The organism is Pseudomonas sp. P9_35 (genome assembly GCF_034008205.1).
In the GTDB taxonomy this organism is placed as follows: Bacteria; Pseudomonadota; Gammaproteobacteria; order Pseudomonadales; family Pseudomonadaceae; genus Aquipseudomonas; species Aquipseudomonas kilonensis.
Map to the genome: position 1 here is coordinate 2,186,955 of NZ_CP125373.1, position 18,008 is coordinate 2,204,962.

6 protein-coding genes are annotated in these 18,008 nt (G+C 65.0%); 2 read left to right on the top strand and 4 right to left on the bottom strand.

Annotated elements, in window-relative coordinates; genetic code table 11:
• The first annotated feature begins 93 nt into the window (after nucleotides 1–93).
• On the top strand, nucleotides 94–13,080 hold the full coding sequence (locus QMK47_RS09785; RefSeq protein ID WP_320390094.1) for a non-ribosomal peptide synthetase: 12,987 nt from the start codon (nucleotides 94–96) through the stop codon (nucleotides 13,078–13,080).
• A 97-nt stretch (nucleotides 13,081–13,177) separates the two neighbouring features.
• Here the strand turns inward: QMK47_RS09785 and QMK47_RS09790 are convergent, their stop codons facing one another.
• The gene (locus QMK47_RS09790) at nucleotides 13,178–13,444 is read right to left on the bottom strand and encodes a hypothetical protein (protein WP_024619516.1); all 267 of its coding nucleotides are present in this window, start codon (nucleotides 13,442–13,444) and stop codon (nucleotides 13,178–13,180) included.
• Nucleotides 13,445–13,612: 168 nt separating this feature from the next.
• Between QMK47_RS09790 and QMK47_RS09795 the strand changes: the two genes are divergently transcribed.
• Entirely contained in the window at nucleotides 13,613–14,419 is an 807-nt protein-coding gene (locus QMK47_RS09795; protein ID WP_320390095.1) for an alpha/beta fold hydrolase, read from the top strand.
• A gap of 170 nt (nucleotides 14,420–14,589) precedes the next feature.
• Here the strand turns inward: QMK47_RS09795 and dsbG are convergent, their stop codons facing one another.
• Genes dsbG through dsbD form a run of 3 tightly spaced genes read right to left on the bottom strand, consistent with a single transcriptional unit; the run spans nucleotide 14,590 to nucleotide 17,929 of the window.
• On the bottom strand, nucleotides 14,590–15,357 hold the full coding sequence (gene dsbG, locus QMK47_RS09800; protein WP_320390096.1) for a thiol:disulfide interchange protein DsbG: 768 nt from the start codon (nucleotides 15,355–15,357) through the stop codon (nucleotides 14,590–14,592).
• Nucleotides 15,333–16,202, bottom strand: coding sequence for a TlpA family protein disulfide reductase (locus QMK47_RS09805; protein WP_214510852.1), 870 nt, complete (start codon nucleotides 16,200–16,202; stop codon nucleotides 15,333–15,335). The genes dsbG and QMK47_RS09805 overlap by 25 nt, the downstream gene beginning before the upstream one ends.
• Nucleotides 16,202–17,929, bottom strand: coding sequence for a protein-disulfide reductase DsbD (dsbD, locus tag QMK47_RS09810; RefSeq protein ID WP_320390097.1), 1,728 nt, complete (start codon nucleotides 17,927–17,929; stop codon nucleotides 16,202–16,204). Before dsbD ends, QMK47_RS09805 begins: the two co-directional genes overlap by 1 nt.
• Nucleotides 17,930–18,008 lie beyond the last annotated feature (79 nt).

Consider the following 18,008-nt stretch of genomic DNA (forward strand, 5'->3'; position numbering starts at 1 on the left):
CTTCGGTGAGTAGGCTCCTCGACTAATTATTTGTCGGGACTATCCGTTCCCATGGGTGACAACTTGCAAGCCGAATCCAGGCAGGAACCCCCCATGACCGACGCGTTCGAACTCCCCATCACCCTGGCTCATGCCCTCCAGCGCCGCGCCGCGTTGACGCCGGACCGGGTGGCCCTGCGCTTCCTCGCCGACACCCCTGGGCAGGGTGTGGTGTTGAGTTATCGCGACCTGGACCTGCGCGCCCGGATCATCGCCGGCGCTTTGCAGGCCGAGGCCGCGCTGGGTGATCGCGCCGTGCTGCTGTTCCCCAGCGGCCCGGATTATGTCGCGGCGTTCTTTGGCTGCCTCTACGCCGGGGTGATTGCCGTGCCGGCCTATCCGCCGGAGTCCGCCCGTCGCCACCATCAGGAGCGTTTGCTGTCGATCCTCAAAGACGCCGAACCGCGCCTGTTGCTCACCAGCAGCGATCTGCGCGAGCCATTGCAAGCCATCGAATCGGCACCGCCGGTGTTGTGCGTCGATACCCTCGACCCGGCCCACGCCGGGCAATGGCGGATGCCGACGCTGCAGGACGACGACATTGCTTTCCTGCAATACACCTCCGGCTCCACCGCGTTGCCCAAGGGCGTGCAGGTCAGCCACGGCAACCTGGTGGCCAACGAACTGCTGATCCGTCATGGCTTCGGCATCGACCTGAACCCCGATGACGTCATCGTCAGCTGGCTGCCGCTGTACCACGACATGGGGCTGATTGGCGGCTTGTTGCAGCCGGTGTTCAGCGGCGTCCCCTGCGTATTGATGTCGCCGGCCTACTTCCTGGCCCGACCCCTGCGCTGGCTCGAAGCGATCAGTGAGTACGGCGGCACCATCAGCGGTGGCCCGGACTTCGCCTACCGGCTGTGCAGCGAACGGGTCAGTGATTCGGCCCTGCAGCGTCTCGACCTGAGCGGCTGGCGCGTGGCCTATTCCGGTTCCGAGCCGATCCGCCTCGACACGCTGGAGCGGTTTGCCGAGAAGTTCGCCCCGTGCGGCTTCACGCCGGACAATTTCATGGCCTCTTACGGCCTGGCCGAAGCGACGCTGTTCGTCGCCGGCACGCCACGCCGCCACGGCATTCCTTCGCTGCGGGTGGACGATGCGGCCCTGGCGCAAAACCGTGCCGAGCCGGGGCAGGGCAGTGCGGTGATGAGTTGTGGTGTCAACCAGCCCGGACACGCGGTGCTGATCGTCGAGCCCGCCACGTTGCAGCCGTTGGCCGACCATCAGGTCGGTGAAGTCTGGGCCGCCGGCCCGAGCATCGCATTGGGCTACTGGCGCAACCCTGAAGCCAGCGCCAAGACCTTTGTCCAGCACGACGGGCGGACCTGGCTGCGTACCGGTGACTTGGGTTTCCTGCGCGGTGGCGAGCTGTTCATCACCGGTCGCCTGAAAGACCTGCTGATCGTGCGCGGGCATAACCTCTATCCCCAGGACATCGAGCAAACCATCGAGCGCGAAGTGGAGGTGGTGCGCAGGGGCCGCGTGGCCGCGTTCGCGGTCAACGATAACGGCGAGGAAGGCATCGGCATCGCTGCGGAAATCAGCCGCAGCGTGCAGAAAATCCTCCCGCCCGAAGCCTTGATCAAAGCCATTCGCCAGACCGTGGCCGAGGCCTGCCAGCAAGCCCCGAGCGTGGTGGTGCTGCTCAATCCCGGCGCGTTGCCCAAGACCTCCAGCGGCAAGTTGCAACGCTCGGCGTGCCGCAGTCGATTGGCCGACGGCAGCTTGGACAGTTATGCACAGTTCCCGTCAGCCGAGGCAGAAGTCGCTGACGAATCTGCGCCGTCATCCGAGCTGCAAACGCTCATCGGCCAAATCTGGCGGGAGCAGCTGCAGGTCGAACACGTCCAGGCTGACGATCATTTCTTTCTGCTGGGCGGCAACTCCATCGCCGCCACCCAGGTGATCGCACGGCTACGGGAAACCCTGGGGCTGGAGTTGAACCTGCGCCTGCTGTTCGAAGCCCCGACCCTGGTTGCGTTCGCCACAGCGGTGGCGAACCAGCAACAGGACGGCGGCCAGCCTCAAGGCGCGATCAGCGCATTGTCGCGCGACGATGCGTTGCCGCAATCCCTGGCCCAGAACCGTTTGTGGATTACCTGGCAGCTCGATCCGGCGAGCCATGCCTACAACATTCCCGGCGCCTTGCACCTGCGCGGCGAGCTGGACGAAGACGCGTTGCGCACCAGCTTCCAGCAATTGATCGAGCGTCATGAGTCCCTGCGCACGCGGTTCCTGGAGCGGGATGGCGTGGCCCTGCAACAGGTCGATCCGGCCGGTGAATTCAAGCTGCGTGTCATCGACCTTGGCGACCTGCCTGCCGACTCGCGCGAAGCCCGGGCGCGGCAGGTTCGAGAAGACGAAGCGGCCACGCCGTTCGATCTGGAGAAGGGGCCGCTGCTGCGGGTCAGCCTGTTGCGTCTCGACGAGGATGACCATCAGCTGCTGGTGACCCTGCACCACATCATCGCCGACGGCTGGTCGATGAACGTGTTGGTCGAAGAGTTTTCCCGGCTGTACGCCGCTGCATCCCAAGACCAGGTCGCCGGTCTGGCGCCGTTGCCCTTGCAATACGCCGACTACGGCAGTTGGCAGCGCCAGTGGCTCGCCCAGGGCGAGGCCGAGCACCAACTGAGCTACTGGAAGCAGCAACTGGGCGCGGAACATTCGGCCCTGGTGCTGGGCACGGATCACCCGCGCAGCGCTCAACGCCAGCGCAGTGCCGCACGGCATAGCCTGCGCCTGGACAAGGGCCTCGGCGATACCTTGCGCCAAGTGGCCCAGGCTCACGACGCAACGCCGTTCATGCTGTTGCTGGCAGCCTTCCAGGCGCTGTTGCAGCGTTACACCGGCCAATCCGACATTCGCATCGGCGTGCCCAACGCCAACCGTCCGCGCCTGGAAACCCAGGGCCTGATCGGCTTCTTCATCAACACCCAGGTGCTGCGTGGGCAGGTCGATTCACGTCAGCCATTCGCTGCGCTGCTGGCCCAGGCCCGGGAAGCCACGCTCGGTGCCCAGGCCCACCAGGACTTGCCGTTCGAACAATTGCTCGAAGCGTTTCCCGAAGCGCGTGAACAAGGCCTGTTCCAGGTGATGTTCAACCACCAGCAGCGTGACTTGAGTGCCTTGCGGCGCCTGCCGGGGTTGCTGGCCGAGGAGTTGCCGTGGCACAGCCGCGAAGCCAAGTTCGACCTGCAACTGCACAGCGAAGAAGATCGCAACGGCCGGCTGACGTTGTCGTTCGACTACGCCGACGAACTGTTCGAGGCGGCAACCATCGAGCGGCTGGCGGCGCATTATTGCAACCTGCTGCGGGCGGTCTGTGCCGATCCTCAGCAAGCCATCGGCGATGTGCCGTTATTGGGCGCCGATGAACACAGCCAACAGCAGCAATGGAGCGCGGCCCCGTGCGCGCCGGCCAGCCAATGGCTGCCGGAGCTGTTGAACGAACAGGCCCGCTGCACGCCGCAACGCACTGCGTTGCGCTGGGACGGTGGTCAAGTCGATTATGCCGAGCTGCACGCCCAGGCCAATCGCCTGGCCCATTACCTGCGGGACAAGGGCGTTGGCCCGGACGTGTGCGTGGCGATTGCCGCCGAGCGTTCGCCGCAGTTGCTCATCGGTGTGCTGGCCATCATCAAGGCCGGCGGTGCCTATGTGCCGCTGGATGCGGACTACCCGGCCGAACGCCTGGCCTACATGCTCCACGACAGTGGCGTCGACTTGCTGCTGACCCAAACCGCGCTGCTCGAGCGTTTGCCGGCTTGCGACGGTGTCAGTGTCATCGCCATGGACGCCCTGCACCTGGAGCAATGGCCGAGCAATCCGCCGGGCTTGCACCTGCACGGCGACCACCTGGCCTACGTGATCTACACCTCCGGCTCCACCGGCCAGCCCAAAGGCGTCGGCAATACTCACGCGGCCCTGGCCGAGCGCCTGCAATGGATGCAAGCGACCTACGGGCTGGATGCCAGTGATGTGCTGATGCAAAAAGCGCCGATCAGTTTTGACGTGTCGGTCTGGGAGTGCTTTTGGCCACTGATCAGCGGCAGCCAACTGGTATTGGCTGGCCCCGGAGAGCACCGTGACCCGCACCGCATCGCCCAGTTGGTGCGGCAGTTTGGCGTGACCACGTTGCACTTCGTACCGCCGTTGCTCAGCCTGTTTGTCGATGAGCCCCTGAGCGCCCGTTGCAGCAGCCTGCGTCGGTTGTTCTCTGGTGGCGAAGCCTTGCCCGCCGAACTGCGCAACCGGGTGTTGGCGCAACTGCCGGCGGTGCAACTGCACAACCGCTACGGCCCGACCGAAACCGCGATTAACGTCACCCATTGGCATTGCACCGAGGCCGATGGCGAGCGCTCGCCGATCGGCCGTCCCCTGGGCAACGTCCTGTGCCGGGTACTCGACAGCGAGCTCAATCTCGTGCCGGCCGGTGTGCCCGGCGAGCTGTGCATCGGCGGCCTGGGCCTGGCCCGGGGTTACCTCGGCCGTCCGGGCCTGAGCGCCGAGCGTTTCGTCGTCGACCCATTGGGGCCGGCCGGTGCGCGGTTGTACCGTACCGGCGACCGCGCGCGTTGGAACGCCGACGGCGTGATCGAGTACCTCGGCCGCCTCGACCAGCAGGTCAAGCTGCGCGGTTTCCGGGTCGAGCCGCAGGAAGTCGAAGCGCGCCTATTGGCCCAGGACGGCGTCGCCCAAGTGGCGGTGTTGGTGCGCGACACCTCGGCCGGCCCGCAGTTGATCGGCTATTACACCGCCCCGGATGTCGCTCAGGACCAGGACGCGTTGAACATTCGACTCAAAACCGCCCTGGCCGCCGAGCTGCCCGACTACATGGTGCCCACCCAACTGCTGCGTCTGGAGACCATGCCCCTGGGCCCGAGCGGCAAGCTCGACCGCCGTGCCTTGCCCGAACCGCAGTGGCAGGTGCGCGAGCACGTCGAGCCGGCCAGCGCCCTGGAGCAACAAATCGCTGGGATCTGGCGCGACGTGCTGGGCCTTGCGCGCATCGGCCTGCGGGACGATTTCTTTGCCCTCGGCGGCCATTCGCTGCTGGCGACCCAGATCATTTCCCGCACCCGCCAAACCTGTGACGTCGAGCTGCCGCTGCGCACTTTGTTCGAGGCCAGTGAGTTGGGAGCCTTCGCTGAACAAGTGCGCTTGATCCAGGCCAGCGGCCAGACCAACCGCCAGCCGCCCATCGAGAAGGTCGACCGCAGCCAACCAGTGCCGCTGTCCTATTCCCAGCAGCGCATGTGGTTTCTCTGGCAGATGGAGCCGGACAGCCCGGCCTACAACGTCGGTGGCATGGCGCGCTTGCGCGGGGTGTTGGATGTCGGCCGCTTCGAGGCGGCCTTGCAGGCGTTGATCCTGCGCCACGAAACCCTGCGCACCACGTTCCCGAGCATCGACGGCGTGGCTCGCCAGCAGGTGCACGGCGAGACGGGCCTGTGCATGGACTGGAAGGACTTCTCGAGGCTGGCCGCCGACGTCCGCCAGCAGCGGGTGCAGCAACTGGCGGACAGCGAAGCCCACCAGCCCTTCGACCTGGAAACCGGGCCGCTGCTGCGGGCCTGCCTGGTCAAGACCGCCGAGCATGAGCATTACTTTGTGCTGACGCTGCACCACATCGTCACCGAAGGCTGGGCGATGGACATTTTCGCCCGTGAACTGAGCGCGCTGTACGAAGCCTTTATCGACGATCGTGAATCGCCTCTGGAACCGTTGCCGGTGCAGTACCTGGACTACAGCGTCTGGCAGCGTCAGTGGCTGGAGTCCGGCGAGCGTCAGCGACAACTCGACTATTGGACCGCGCAACTGGGCCGCGAACACCCGCTGCTGGAACTGCCCGGTGACCGTCCGCGTCCATCGGTGCAAAGTCATCGCGGTGAATTGTTCCGTTTCGACCTCAACGATGATTTGGCGGCGCGGGTCCGTGCCTTCAACGCGCAACAGGGCCTGACCCTGTTCATGACCATGACCGCGGCCCTGGCCGTGTTGCTCTATCGCTACAGTGGCCAGACCGACCTGCGCATCGGCGCGCCGGTGGCGAACCGCATCCGTCCGGAAAGCGAAGGGCTGATCGGCGCGTTCCTCAATACCCAGGTGTTGCGTTGCCAGCTCGACGGGCAGATGTCGGTGGGCGAACTGTTCGAACAGGTGCGCCACACCGTCATCGAAGGCCAGTCCCACCAGGATTTGCCGTTCGATCATCTGGTGGAAGCCCTGCAACCGCCGCGCAGTGCGGCGTACAACCCGCTGTTCCAGGTGATGTGCAACGTGCAGCGCTGGGAGTTCCAGCAGAGCCGCACGCTGGCCGGCATGACGGTGGAATACCTGGTCAATGACGCCCGGGCCACCAAGTTCGACCTCAACCTGGAAGTCACCGACCTGGATCAGCGCCTGGGTTGCTGTTTGACCTACAGCACCGACCTGTTCGACGAGCCGCGCATCGCGCGCATGGCTGGGCACTGGCGCAATCTGTTGGAAGCGTTGCTGGTCGATCCGGCCCGACGCCTGAGCGAACTGCCGTTGCTGGACACCCGCGAGCAGCAACAGCTGCTCGACAGCCTGGGCGTCGAGCCCGGTGAGCATCGCCTGGACCAATGCCTCCACGCACTGTTCGACGAACAGGCGCGGATGCGTCCCGACGCACCGGCGCTGACGTTCGCCGGGCAGACCCTGACGTATGCGCAACTGGACAGCCGCGCCAATCGCCTGGCCTGGATGCTGCGCGAGCGAGGCGTCGGGCCGCAGGTGCGGGTCGGCCTGGCCCTGGAGCGTTCGCTGGAAATGGTCATCGGCCTGCTGGCGATCCTCAAGGCCGGCGGTGCCTACGTGCCGCTGGACCCGGAATACCCGCTGGACCGCTTGAGCTACATGATCGAGGACAGCGGCGTCAGCCTGCTGCTCAGTGACCGGGCGATGTTCCAGGCCCTCGGTGCGTTACCCGAGGGCGTGGGCTGCTGGTGCCTGGAAGATGATTCGGCGACCCTGGCCCAATACCCGGATCAGCCGCTGCCGCTGATCAACCTGCCGCAACAGCAGGCGTACCTGATCTACACCTCCGGCTCCACCGGCAAGCCCAAGGGTGTGGTGGTGTCCCACGGTGAAATCGCCATGCATTGCCAGGCGGTGATCCAGCGTTTCGGCATGCGCCCGGACGATTGCGAGCTGCATTTCTATTCCATCAACTTCGACGCCGCCACCGAACGCCTGCTGGTGCCATTGCTCAGTGGCGCCCACGTGGTGCTGCGGGCCCAGGGCCAATGGGACGCCGAGGAAATCTGCGGGCTGATTCGCCAGCATCGCATCAACATCCTTGGCTTCACGCCCAGTTACGGTAGCCAGTTGGCGCAGTGGCTGGCGACCCAGGGCCAGACCTTGCCGGTGCGCATGTGCATCACCGGCGGCGAAGCCCTGACGGGCGAGCATTTGCAGCGCATTCGCGCGGCGTTCAACCCAAGCCTGTTCTTCAACGCCTATGGTCCGACCGAAACCGTGGTCATGCCGTTGGCGAGCCTGGCTCCGGAGCGACTGGAAGAGGGCGCGGCCAGTGTGCCGATTGGCAGCGTGATTGGCGCCCGCGTGGCGTACATCCTCGACGCCGACCTGGCGTTGGTGCCCCAAGGTGCCACAGGTGAGTTGTATGTCGGCGGCGCCGGTCTGGCCCAGGGGTATCACCAGCGTCCGGGGATGACCGCCGAGCGTTTCGTCGCCGACCCGTTCGCCACCGAGGGCGGACGCCTGTATCGCACCGGCGACCTGGTGCGCCAGGGTGCCGACGGTCTGGTGGAATACCTGGGGCGGATCGACCATCAGGTGAAAATCCGCGGCTTCCGCATCGAACTGGGGGAAATCGAAACCCGCCTGCTGGAACATGACGCGGTGCGCGAGGCCGTGGTACTGGCCCTCGACACGCCGGGGGGCAAGCAACTGGCGGGTTACCTGGTGACCGAGGTCGCCGAACAGGGCGGCGAGCAACAAGCGACCCTGCGCGAAGCCTTGAAAAACCACCTCAAGGCACAGTTGCCGGATTACATGGTGCCCACGCACCTGATCCTGCTGGCGAGCATGCCGCTGACCGCCAACGGCAAGCTCGACCGCCGCGCCTTGCCGCTGCCCGATCCCGAACTCAATCGCCAACACTACGTGGCGCCGAGCAATGCCCTGGAGCAGACCCTGGCGGCGATCTGGTGCGACGTGCTGAACGTCGGGCAAGTGGGCCTCAACGATAACTTCTTCGAGCTGGGCGGCGATTCGATCCTGTCCATCCAGGTGGTCAGCCGCGCCCGGCAGCAGGGCATTCATTTCACTCCCCGGGACTTGTTCCAGCACCAGACCGTGCAGACCCTGGCCGCGGTCGCCACGCGCAGCCAGCAGGTGCTTGCCGAGCAGGGCCTGTTGCAGGGTGAGTCCGGGCTGACGCCGATCCAGCACTGGTTCTTCGAGCGCCGGATCCCCAACCAGCACCACTGGAACCAGGCGCTGGTGCTGGCGCCGACCACGGCCCTGGCGCCGCAACCGCTGGAGCAGGCACTGCGCAGCGTCTTCCAGCACCACGATGCCTTGCGCCTGGGCTTCGACGAAAGCGCCGGGCACTGGCGGGCCGAGCATCAGTCGTTGTCTGACGCGGCGCTGTTGCGGCACGTGTCCGTGGACACCGCGCAGGATTGCGAAGCGTTGTTTGCCGAGACGCAGAGCCGTTTCAATCTATCAACCGGGCCATTGCTGCGCGCAGTGCTGGCGCAGTTACCCGATGGCCAGCAACGGTTGCTGATCGTCATCCATCACCTGGTGGTCGACGGTGTGTCGTGGCGGGTGCTGATGGACGATCTGCAAACCGTCTACCGCCAGCTCACCACCGGGCAGGAAGTACAACTGTCGGCCAAGACCAGCCCATTGCGGGACTGGGCCGCGCGTTTGCAGGCTTACGCCGGCAGCGAATCCCTGCGCGAAGAACTGGGGTGGTGGCAAGCGCAGTTGAGTGGCGCGCAGGTGCAGCTGCCGTGCGTGAATCCCGAGGGCGGGCTGCAGGAACGTCATGCTGAAACCGTCAGCGTACGCCTGGACGCCGAGCGCACCCGGCAACTGTTGCAACAGGCGCCGAGCGCCTATCGCACCCAGGTCAACGACCTGCTGCTCACGGCGCTGGCCCGGGTGCTGTGCCGCTGGAGTGGTCACGCATCGGCCCTGGTCCAGCTCGAAGGCCATGGCCGCGAAGCGCTGTTCGACGACATCGACCTGACCCGCACCGTCGGCTGGTTCACCAGCGTCTATCCCATACGCCTGAGCCCAGCGGCCGAAGGCTTCGGAGCGTCGATCAAGGCCATCAAGGAACAATTGCGCGCGGTGCCCCACAAGGGCCTCGGCCATGGCGTATTGCGCTACCTGGCCGACGCGACGACTCGCCAGACGATGGCCAACTTGCCGCATGCGGCGATCACCTTCAACTACCTGGGCCAGCTCGACCAGACCCTCGGTCAGGATGCGCTGTTCCAGCCGCTGGATGCGCCGTTGGGGGCGATCCACGATCCCGAGGCGCCGCTGCCCAATGAGCTGAGTGTCGACAGCCAGGTCAGCGGTGGCGAGTTGGTGCTGCGCTGGACGTTCAGCCGTGAACGGCATGATCGTCAGGCTATCGCTACCCTGGCCGAGGCCTACCTCGATGAGTTGCAACGCCTGATCGAGCACTGCCTGACGGACGAGGCGGGCGGCTTGACGCCATCGGACTTCCCCCTGGCGAAGCTGACCCAGGGCCAGCTCGACAGCCTGCCGGTGCCGGCCGGGCAGATCGAAGACGTCTACCCGCTGACGCCGATGCAGGAAGGCATGCTGTTGCACACCTTGCTGGAACCGGGCACGGGCCTGTACTACATGCAGGATCGCTATCGCATCAACAGCGAACTGGACCCGCAGCGTTTTGCCCAGGCCTGGCAGGTGGTCATCGCCCGGCATGAAGCCTTGCGCGCGTCGTTCTGCTGGAACGTCGGCGAAGACATGCTGCAAATCATCCACAAGCCGGGCAACACGCCGGTGGATTATCTCGACTGGTCCGAGGTGCCCGAAGACGCCCAGGAAGCCAAGCTCCAGGTCCTGCTCAAGAACGAGCGCGAGGCCGGTTTCGATCTGTTGAACCAGGCGCCGTTTCACCTGCGGCTGATTCGGGTCGGCGCGGCACGCTACTGGTTCATGATGAGTAACCACCACATCCTCATCGATGCGTGGTGCCGTTCGCTGCTGATGGACGACTTCTTCGAGATCTACACCGCCCTGGGTGAAAACCGCGAACCGCAGTTGGCCGTGCCACCGCGCTATCGCGACTACATCGGCTGGCTGCAGCACCAGAGCCTGGCCGAAGCCCGCCAATGGTGGCAGCGCAACCTGCAAGGCTTCGAGCGAACCACCCCGATCCCTGGCGACCGGCCGTTCCTGCGTGAGCACGCCGGTGACAGTGGCGGCATGATCGTCGGCGACTGCTACACCCGTCTCGATGCCCGGGACGGTGCGCGGCTGCGGGAGCTGGCACAGGCTCAGCAACTGACGGTCAACACGTTCGCCCAGGCGGCGTGGGCCCTGGTACTGCGGCGGGTCAGCGGCGACCGCGACGTGCTGTTCGGCGTCACCGTGGCCGGGCGCCCGGTGGAGCTGCCGCAGATGCAACGCACCGTGGGGCTGTTCATCAACAGCATCGCCTTGCGCGTGCAGATGCCTGAGGACCATCAGCGCTGCAGCGTGCGCCAGTGGCTCAGCGATTTGCTGGACAGCAACATGCAACTGCGCGAGTACGAATACCTGCCGCTGGTGAGCATCCAGGAGGTCAGCGAACTGCCCAAGGGCCAGCCGCTGTTCGACAGTTTGTTCGTGTTCGAGAATGCGCCGGTGGAGGTCTCGGTGCTGGACCGCGCCCAAAGCCTCAACGCCACTTCGGACTCGGGCCGGACCCACACCAATTTCCCGCTGACGGCGGTCTGCTATCCGGGCGATGACCTGGGGCTGCACCTTTCGTACGACCAGCGCTACTTCGATGAAAGCACCGTCCAGGGGCTGCTGGGCGAGTTCAAGCGGTTGCTGCTGGCGCTGATGGAGGGCTTGCACGGCGACATGAGCGAGCTGCCGCTGATCGGTGCTCAAGAACAGGATTTCCTCATCAAGGGCTGCAACCAGAGCGAGCATGCCTATCCGCTGGAGCAGAGCTACGTCGAGCTGTTCGAGGCGCGGGTCGCGGCCCATCCGCACCGCCCTGCGGTCAGTTGCCTGGACGCGAGCTACAGCTACGCCGAGTTGAATGCACGCAGCAACCGCCTCGGCCACGCCCTGATCGCTGCCGGTGTCGGCCTGGACCAGCCCGTGGCGCTGCTGGCCGAACGGGATGCCGAGTTGCTGGGCATGATCATCGGCAGCTTCAAGGCCGGTGCCGGCTACCTGCCGCTGGACCCGGGCCTGCCGAGCCAGCGCCTGAGCCGCATCATCGAATTGAGTCGCACGCCGTTGCTGGTCTGCACCCAGGCCTGCGAGGCCCAGGCCCAGGCCTTGCTGGACGAGTTTGCCTGCTCCGCGCGGCCAAAGTTGCTGGTGTGGGAAACCGTCCAGGCCAGCGCTCTTTCGCTGGAAAACCCAGGGGTCTACAGCGGGCCGGATAACCTCGCCTACGTGATCTACACCTCCGGCTCCACCGGCCTGCCCAAAGGCGTGATGGTGGAGCAGCGGGGCATGCTCAACAACCAACTCAGCAAAGTGCCGTACCTGGCGCTGAGCGAGGCGGATGTGATTGCCCAGACCGCTTCGCAGAGCTTCGATATTTCGGTCTGGCAGTTCCTCGCCGCGCCGTTGTTCGGTGCCCGGGTCGACATCGTGCCCAACGCCATTGCCCACAACCCGCAAGGGCTGCTGGAGCATGTACAGCAGCAGGGCATTAGCGTGCTGGAAAGCGTGCCGTCGCTGATCCAGGGCATGCTCGCCCAGGAACGCATCGGGCTGGACGGCTTACGCTGGATGCTGCCCACCGGCGAAGCGATGCCGCCGGAACTGGCGCACCAGTGGTTGTTGCGTTACCCGGACATCGGCCTGGTCAACGCCTACGGCCCGGCGGAATGCTCCGACGACGTGGCGTTCTTCCGGGTCGACCTGGCCTCGACCCGTGGTACGTATCTGCCGATTGGCACGCCCACCGACAACAATCGTCTGTACCTGCTCGACGGCGCGCTGGACCTGGTACCGCTGGGGGCGGTGGGTGAGTTGTGCGTGGCGGGCACCGGGGTCGGGCGTGGTTATGTCAGCGATCCGTTGCGCACCGCCTCGGTCTTTGTGCCGAATCCGTTCGGCGCGCCGGGGGAGCGACTGTACCGTACCGGCGACCTGGCGCGGCGGCGTAGCGATGGGGTGTTGGAGTACGTCGGGCGCATCGACCATCAGGTGAAAATCCGCGGCTACCGCATCGAGCTGGGGGAAATCGAAGCGCGCTTGCATGAACAGCCAGAAGTGCGCGATGGGGCGGTGGCCGTGCAGGAGGGCGTCAATGGCAGGCATCTGGTGGGCTACCTCGTCGCCACCGACTCGGTGCTGAAACCCGCCGAGCGCCTGGAGCGCATCAAGCAGCGCCTGCGGACCGAACTGCCGGAATACATGGTGCCGCTGCACTGGCTGTGGCTCGAGCGCCTGCCCCTCAACGCCAACGGCAAGCTCGATCGCAAGGCCTTGCCGGCCCTGGAGATCGGCCAGTTGCAAAGCCAGGACTACCAAGCCCCCGGCAATGAACTGGAACGGACCCTGGCAGACATCTGGGCCCAGGTGCTGAAAGTCGAGCGGGTCGGGGTGCGGGATAACTTCTTCGAACTGGGCGGCCATTCCCTGCTGGCGACGCAAATCGCCTCACGGGTGCAAAAGGCCCTGCAACGCAACGTACCGCTGCGAGCGATGTTCGAATGCAGCACGGTGCAGGAACTGGCCGACTACATCGATGGGCTGGCGGCCAGCGAAATTACCGAGGAGAAGGTGGATCGGTTGAATGATTTGATGGCGGAATTGGAAGGAATGTAGTTCTGCGGCGTCTATGAAGACCTCATCGCGAGCTCGCTCCCACAGGGTTTGTGATCGACACAAATCCCATGTGGGAGCGGGCTTGCTCGCGAAGGCGTCACGACGTAGCGCAACAAGCCTCGGGCCTGGTGAAAAAGGTCACGTCGGGTCCAAAAGCCCCGAGCTTTTGAATCGTATCGTTCACGGCATCCAGCAGGCCGAGTTGTTCCGGGGTCGGCGTAGATCCATAGACGGCCACCAGGGCCTCAAAAAACTGAAGCTTTCCCTTGGCTATTTGCCCGGACGCTTTTTCTGTATTGCCCGCTTTGGGTTGCAAGAGAACCACCTGTTCCCGGGCGAAGGTTTCAAGCTCAGCTTTTGTCATGATGATGCTTCCTTTCGTTGGTAGTCGAGTTTTCAAGCTATCCCCAGCGGCTGAGCATTTCTACTGTCAGGTCTTACAGGTCGTTGCGGCGCAATACCGGCGGTTGACGCTGACTACCCGCCACGTCAGTCTCCCTGGGCTATTCATTTCCAAACAAGGAGGTCACCCATGCCCTTTGCAATCATTGACGGACAACCGCTTCACTACCTGGACCAAGGCCAGGGCCCGGTGGTGCTGCTGGGCAGCAGCTATCTGTGGGACCACACCATGTGGGCGCCGCAGATCGAGGTGTTGTCCCCGCATTATCGGGTCATCGCCTTGGACTTGTGGGGCCACGGCCAGTCCGGGTGTTTGCCTGAGGGCATGACTTCCCTGGACGACCTGGCCCGCCAGGCGTTGACGTTGATGGATTACCTTGGCATCGACTGCTTCAACCTGGTCGGGCTTTCGGTGGGCGGGATGTGGGGTGCGCGGCTGGCGCTGGCGGCGCCTGGGCGCGTGCAGTCGCTGATATTGATGGACACCTACGTCGGCGTCGAGCCGGAGGCGACCCGCCAGTATTACTTCTCGCTGTTCGACAAGATCGAAGCCAGCGGCAGTATTCCCGAACCCTTGCTGGACATCATCGTGCCGATCTTTTTCCGGCCGGGGATCGACCCGCATTCGGCGCTCTACCAGCAGTTCCGGGCCACACTGGCCGCGCTGCCGACCGATCGCCTGCGCGACAGCATCGTGCCGCTGGGGCGGATCATCTTCGGTCGGGACGACATCCTGCCGCGCCTGCATGAACTGGACGCCAAGCGCACGACGGTGATGTTTGGCGACCAGGACAAACCGCGGCCACCGTCCGAGTCGCTGGAGATGGCCGAGTTGATCGGTTGCCCCCATGTGGTGATTCCGGAGGCGGGGCACATCTCCAATCTGGAGAATCCGGAATTCGTGAATCGGATGTTGCTGGGACTCTTGCGTCGCTGATCCACCGCTATCGCGAGCAAAGTCGCTCCCACAGGGGACTTGTGATCGACGCAGATCCAATGTGGGAGCGAGCTTGCTCGCGATTGCGGTGTGTCTATCACATCAATGCTGACTGATCTGCCGCTATCGCGAGCAAGCTCGCTCCCACCAGGGGTCTACAGTGATGCCAGTCACTTCGGCCCGAGAATCTTCACCAGTTTGTCCGGCGACGGCGCGCCTTGCTGCTGTTGCAGCTCGCCTTTTTCATCCAGATAGAAAATCGCCGGGGTGGCGGACAGTTCCAGCTCGTCCATCAACTGCTGGTTGGCGTCCAGTTTTGCCTGGATGGCCGGCGGTATGTCCTTGAGCGCTTTGAGCGGGCTGCCCTTGCCGGCCTTTTCATGCTCGGCCAGGGCTTTTTCCGGGTCCTTGGCCGCCAGCAAGGCGGCGGATTTACCCGGGCTGTCTTCGCGGATGATACCCACCATGATGTGGCGCAACTGCACCTTGCCGGCCTTGACCCAGGGCCGAGCCTGTTCCCAGAACATGTTGCAGTACGGGCAGTTCGGATCGCTGAACAGGTACACCGTGCGTGGTGCGTCCTTGTTGCCGTCGGCGATCCAGTTGCTGCCCTCCATCTTCGCCCAGATGGCCTTGGCCATCGGTGCATAAACCAGTTTTTGCAGTGGCTCGGCGCTCAGGTCCTTGCCGTCGGCGTCGTACAGGTTGCCCAGCAGGACGTGTTGCCCATCCGGGGTCAGGTACAGCGCCATGCCACGGTTCTGGTATTGCGCCGCATAACCGCGCAAGCCGTCCGGCGCGTCGAAGGTGCCGATGATTTTTGCGCCCTTGGCTTCGATCTTCTTGATCGCTGCAGGCAATTCTTCGGCCTGGAGCAGCGGGGCATGCGACAGTGCGGCGGCAACGGCCAGGGTCAGCAGGTGGCGGAGGCGGGGCATGGCGTTTTCCTTGTGGCGGAGTGGGGCGTCGTGGACGAGTCCGGCGTTTCGAAGTTTTCCAGGGCGCGAGCCAGGCTCGCTTCCGACAATTCCCCCAGGTGGCTGCCCAGCAGGCGACCGTCGGCGCTGTAGAACAGGGTGGTCGGCAGGGCCATGGAGCCGACGGCCTGGCCGAGGCGGCCGCTGCCATCGAACAACACGTTGTCCAGGCTCAGGCCTTGGGTGGCAAGGTAGGTGCTGACGCTTTGCATGCTTTCGGCCTGATTGACGAACAGGAAGGTCAGGTCCGGACGCTGTTGCTGGGCTTCTTCGAGCACCGGCATTTCACGGCGGCAGGGCGGGCACCAGGTGGCCCATAGATTGATCACCAGGGGGCCGCCCTGGTAATCGGTGAGTTTCACGGTCTCGCCGTCGGCGGTGCGCAGGGTGATGTCCGGCAGCCGGGTGCCTTGTTCATAAATTGTCAGCGACAGGGTCGCCACCAGCCAGAACAGCAAGCCGCTGCCGACGCCGAAGCCCAATGGTCGGCGCAGGGGCGGACGGCGGCGGGCCCACAACAAGGCGCCAATCAGCAGCGCCACGATGCCCGGCCAGGCCAGGAAGCCACCGTCGCGCAGGTCGACGATCTGCCACGGGTCGTCCCGGTAATGTTGCCAATAGGCGACGACGAAGCCGATCCGTGCGGCCAGCAGGCCCAGGAGAAACAGCACGAACAGCACCGACTCGGGGTTTTCGCCACCGCGCTTGGCCACCCGCCAGCCGACGAAGGTCGCCAGCGCCAGGGCGCTGATGAGCAACAGGTGGTTGAGGGCAATGGCAAAGGTGCCCAAGGTAAACGTCAGCATCAGCGCGCGTCCCGGGTGAGGTTCCAGCGCTCCAGGAATGCCTTGGCGTCGACTTCCCCGGTGATCCGCTGGCTGCGGCGTTCTTCACCGTCGGCGCCGATCCACAGCAGGCTCGGCGGCCCCGGCACTTGGTAACGGCCCAGCAGTTCGCGGCTGGCGGGGCTGTCGGCGGTGACATCCAGGCGCAGCAGGCGCACGCCTTTCAGGGCGTCGAGCACTTCGCTGCGGCCGAAGACCTGTTTTTCCATGATCTTGCAGGACACGCACCAGTCGGCGTAGTAGTCCAGCAGCACCCACTGGCCCTGGGTCTTGGCGGCGTCCAGTTCCCGTTGCAGGGCGGCGGGCTCGCTGACCGTGACGAACGCGTCGTGGGCACTGACGGTCGCGCGGCCCTCGGTGCCGGCGTAGACCTTCAGGGGCTGGAAGAAGTCATCGCCGCCGCCCGCTGCGCCAATCACCAGCAGGCTACCCCACAAGCCGAACAGCAACGAGGCGCTGCCGCAGACATAGGCGATGCGGCCGAACCCTTCGGTCTGGCGCCAGGCGCTGTAGGCGGCGATCAACAACAGCACGCCCCACAGGCCGACCCACAACGAACCGTCGATGATCGGGCGAATCATCAGCAGCGCGGTGCCCAGGAACAGGAAGCCGAACACACCCTTGAGCAGGTTCATCCAGGCGCCGGGCTTGGGCAGGAAGCGGTTGCCCACGGTCACCAACAGCAACAGCGGCAGGCCCATGCCGATGCCCATGGTGAACAGGATCAGCCCGCCGTGCAGCGCATTGCCGCTCTGGGCGATATACAGCAGCGCACCGGCCAGCGGCGCGGTCATGCACGGGCCCACCAACAGGCCGGACAGCGCCCCGAGAATGCCGGCGCCCACCAGGCTGCCACCGCGGCGCTGGCGCCCGGCGTTTTCCAGGCGGTCACGCAGGGCGGCCGGCAATTGCAATTCGAAGAAGCCGAACATGGGCAGCGCCAGCAACACGAATACGGCTGCGAAGCTGCCCAGCAGCCACGGTTGTTGCAGCAGCGCCTGGAGGTTGGCGCCCAGCAGCGCGGCGAGCACGCCCAGGGCGGCGTACACCAGGGCCATGCTGATCACGTAGCTGCCGGCCAAGGCCAGGCCGCGTCTCGGTCCTGCACCGCTGCCTACCACCAGCCCGGCCAGGATCGGCAGCATCGGCAGCGAGCAGGGGGTGAACGCCAATAGCAGGCCCAGGCCGAAGAACACCAGCAGGCTCCAGCCCAGGGCCCGTTGTTGCAGGCCGCTGGCCAGGGCCTGGTCCGGCGCCTCGCCGCTGGCCGCCACCGGTGCGCTGCCACCCAGGTCGACCACTTGGGTCTGGGGTGGATAGCACAGGCCGGCGTCGGCGCAGCCCTGGAAGCCGACCTTGATCTTGCCCGTGGCACTGGCCGGAATCTTCAGCTCTAGCGCCTGGCGGTAGACCTGCTGGTCGCCGAAAAACTCGTCGCTGTGGGCTTCACCCTCCGGCAGCTGGGGTTTTTGCGCCTCGGCCAGGCCATCGAACTTGAGCCGCTGCTGGTACAAGTAGTACCCATCGGCGATCTGCCAGAACAGCTGGGTTTCACCGGAGTCCAGGCGTTCGGAGGTAAACACGAACGCCTTTTCCACCGGCAGGAAATCGGGTTTGGTTTCGAAGGGATTGGCGGCCTGGGCCAGGCCCGCGATCAGGAACAGCCACAGCAAAAACAATCGACGCATGGATAAAGCCTTAGAACGAAGCAAGTGGAAAACACAATGGCGGCTGGCGATTAACCGTCGATTAACCCGACGACGACCG

Coding starts and splice junctions, on each gene's coding strand:
- dsbG (WP_320390096.1), bottom strand. CDS start 15,357: ATGCCCCGCCTCCGCCACCTGCTGACCCTGGCCGTTGCCGCCGCACTG.
- QMK47_RS09790 (WP_024619516.1), bottom strand. CDS start 13,444: ATGACAAAAGCTGAGCTTGAAACCTTCGCCCGGGAACAGGTGGTTCTC.
- QMK47_RS09785 (WP_320390094.1), top strand. CDS start 94: ATGACCGACGCGTTCGAACTCCCCATCACCCTGGCTCATGCCCTCCAG.
- dsbD (WP_320390097.1), bottom strand. CDS start 17,929: ATGCGTCGATTGTTTTTGCTGTGGCTGTTCCTGATCGCGGGCCTGGCC.
- QMK47_RS09795 (WP_320390095.1), top strand. CDS start 13,613: ATGCCCTTTGCAATCATTGACGGACAACCGCTTCACTACCTGGACCAA.
- QMK47_RS09805 (WP_214510852.1), bottom strand. CDS start 16,202: ATGCTGACGTTTACCTTGGGCACCTTTGCCATTGCCCTCAACCACCTG.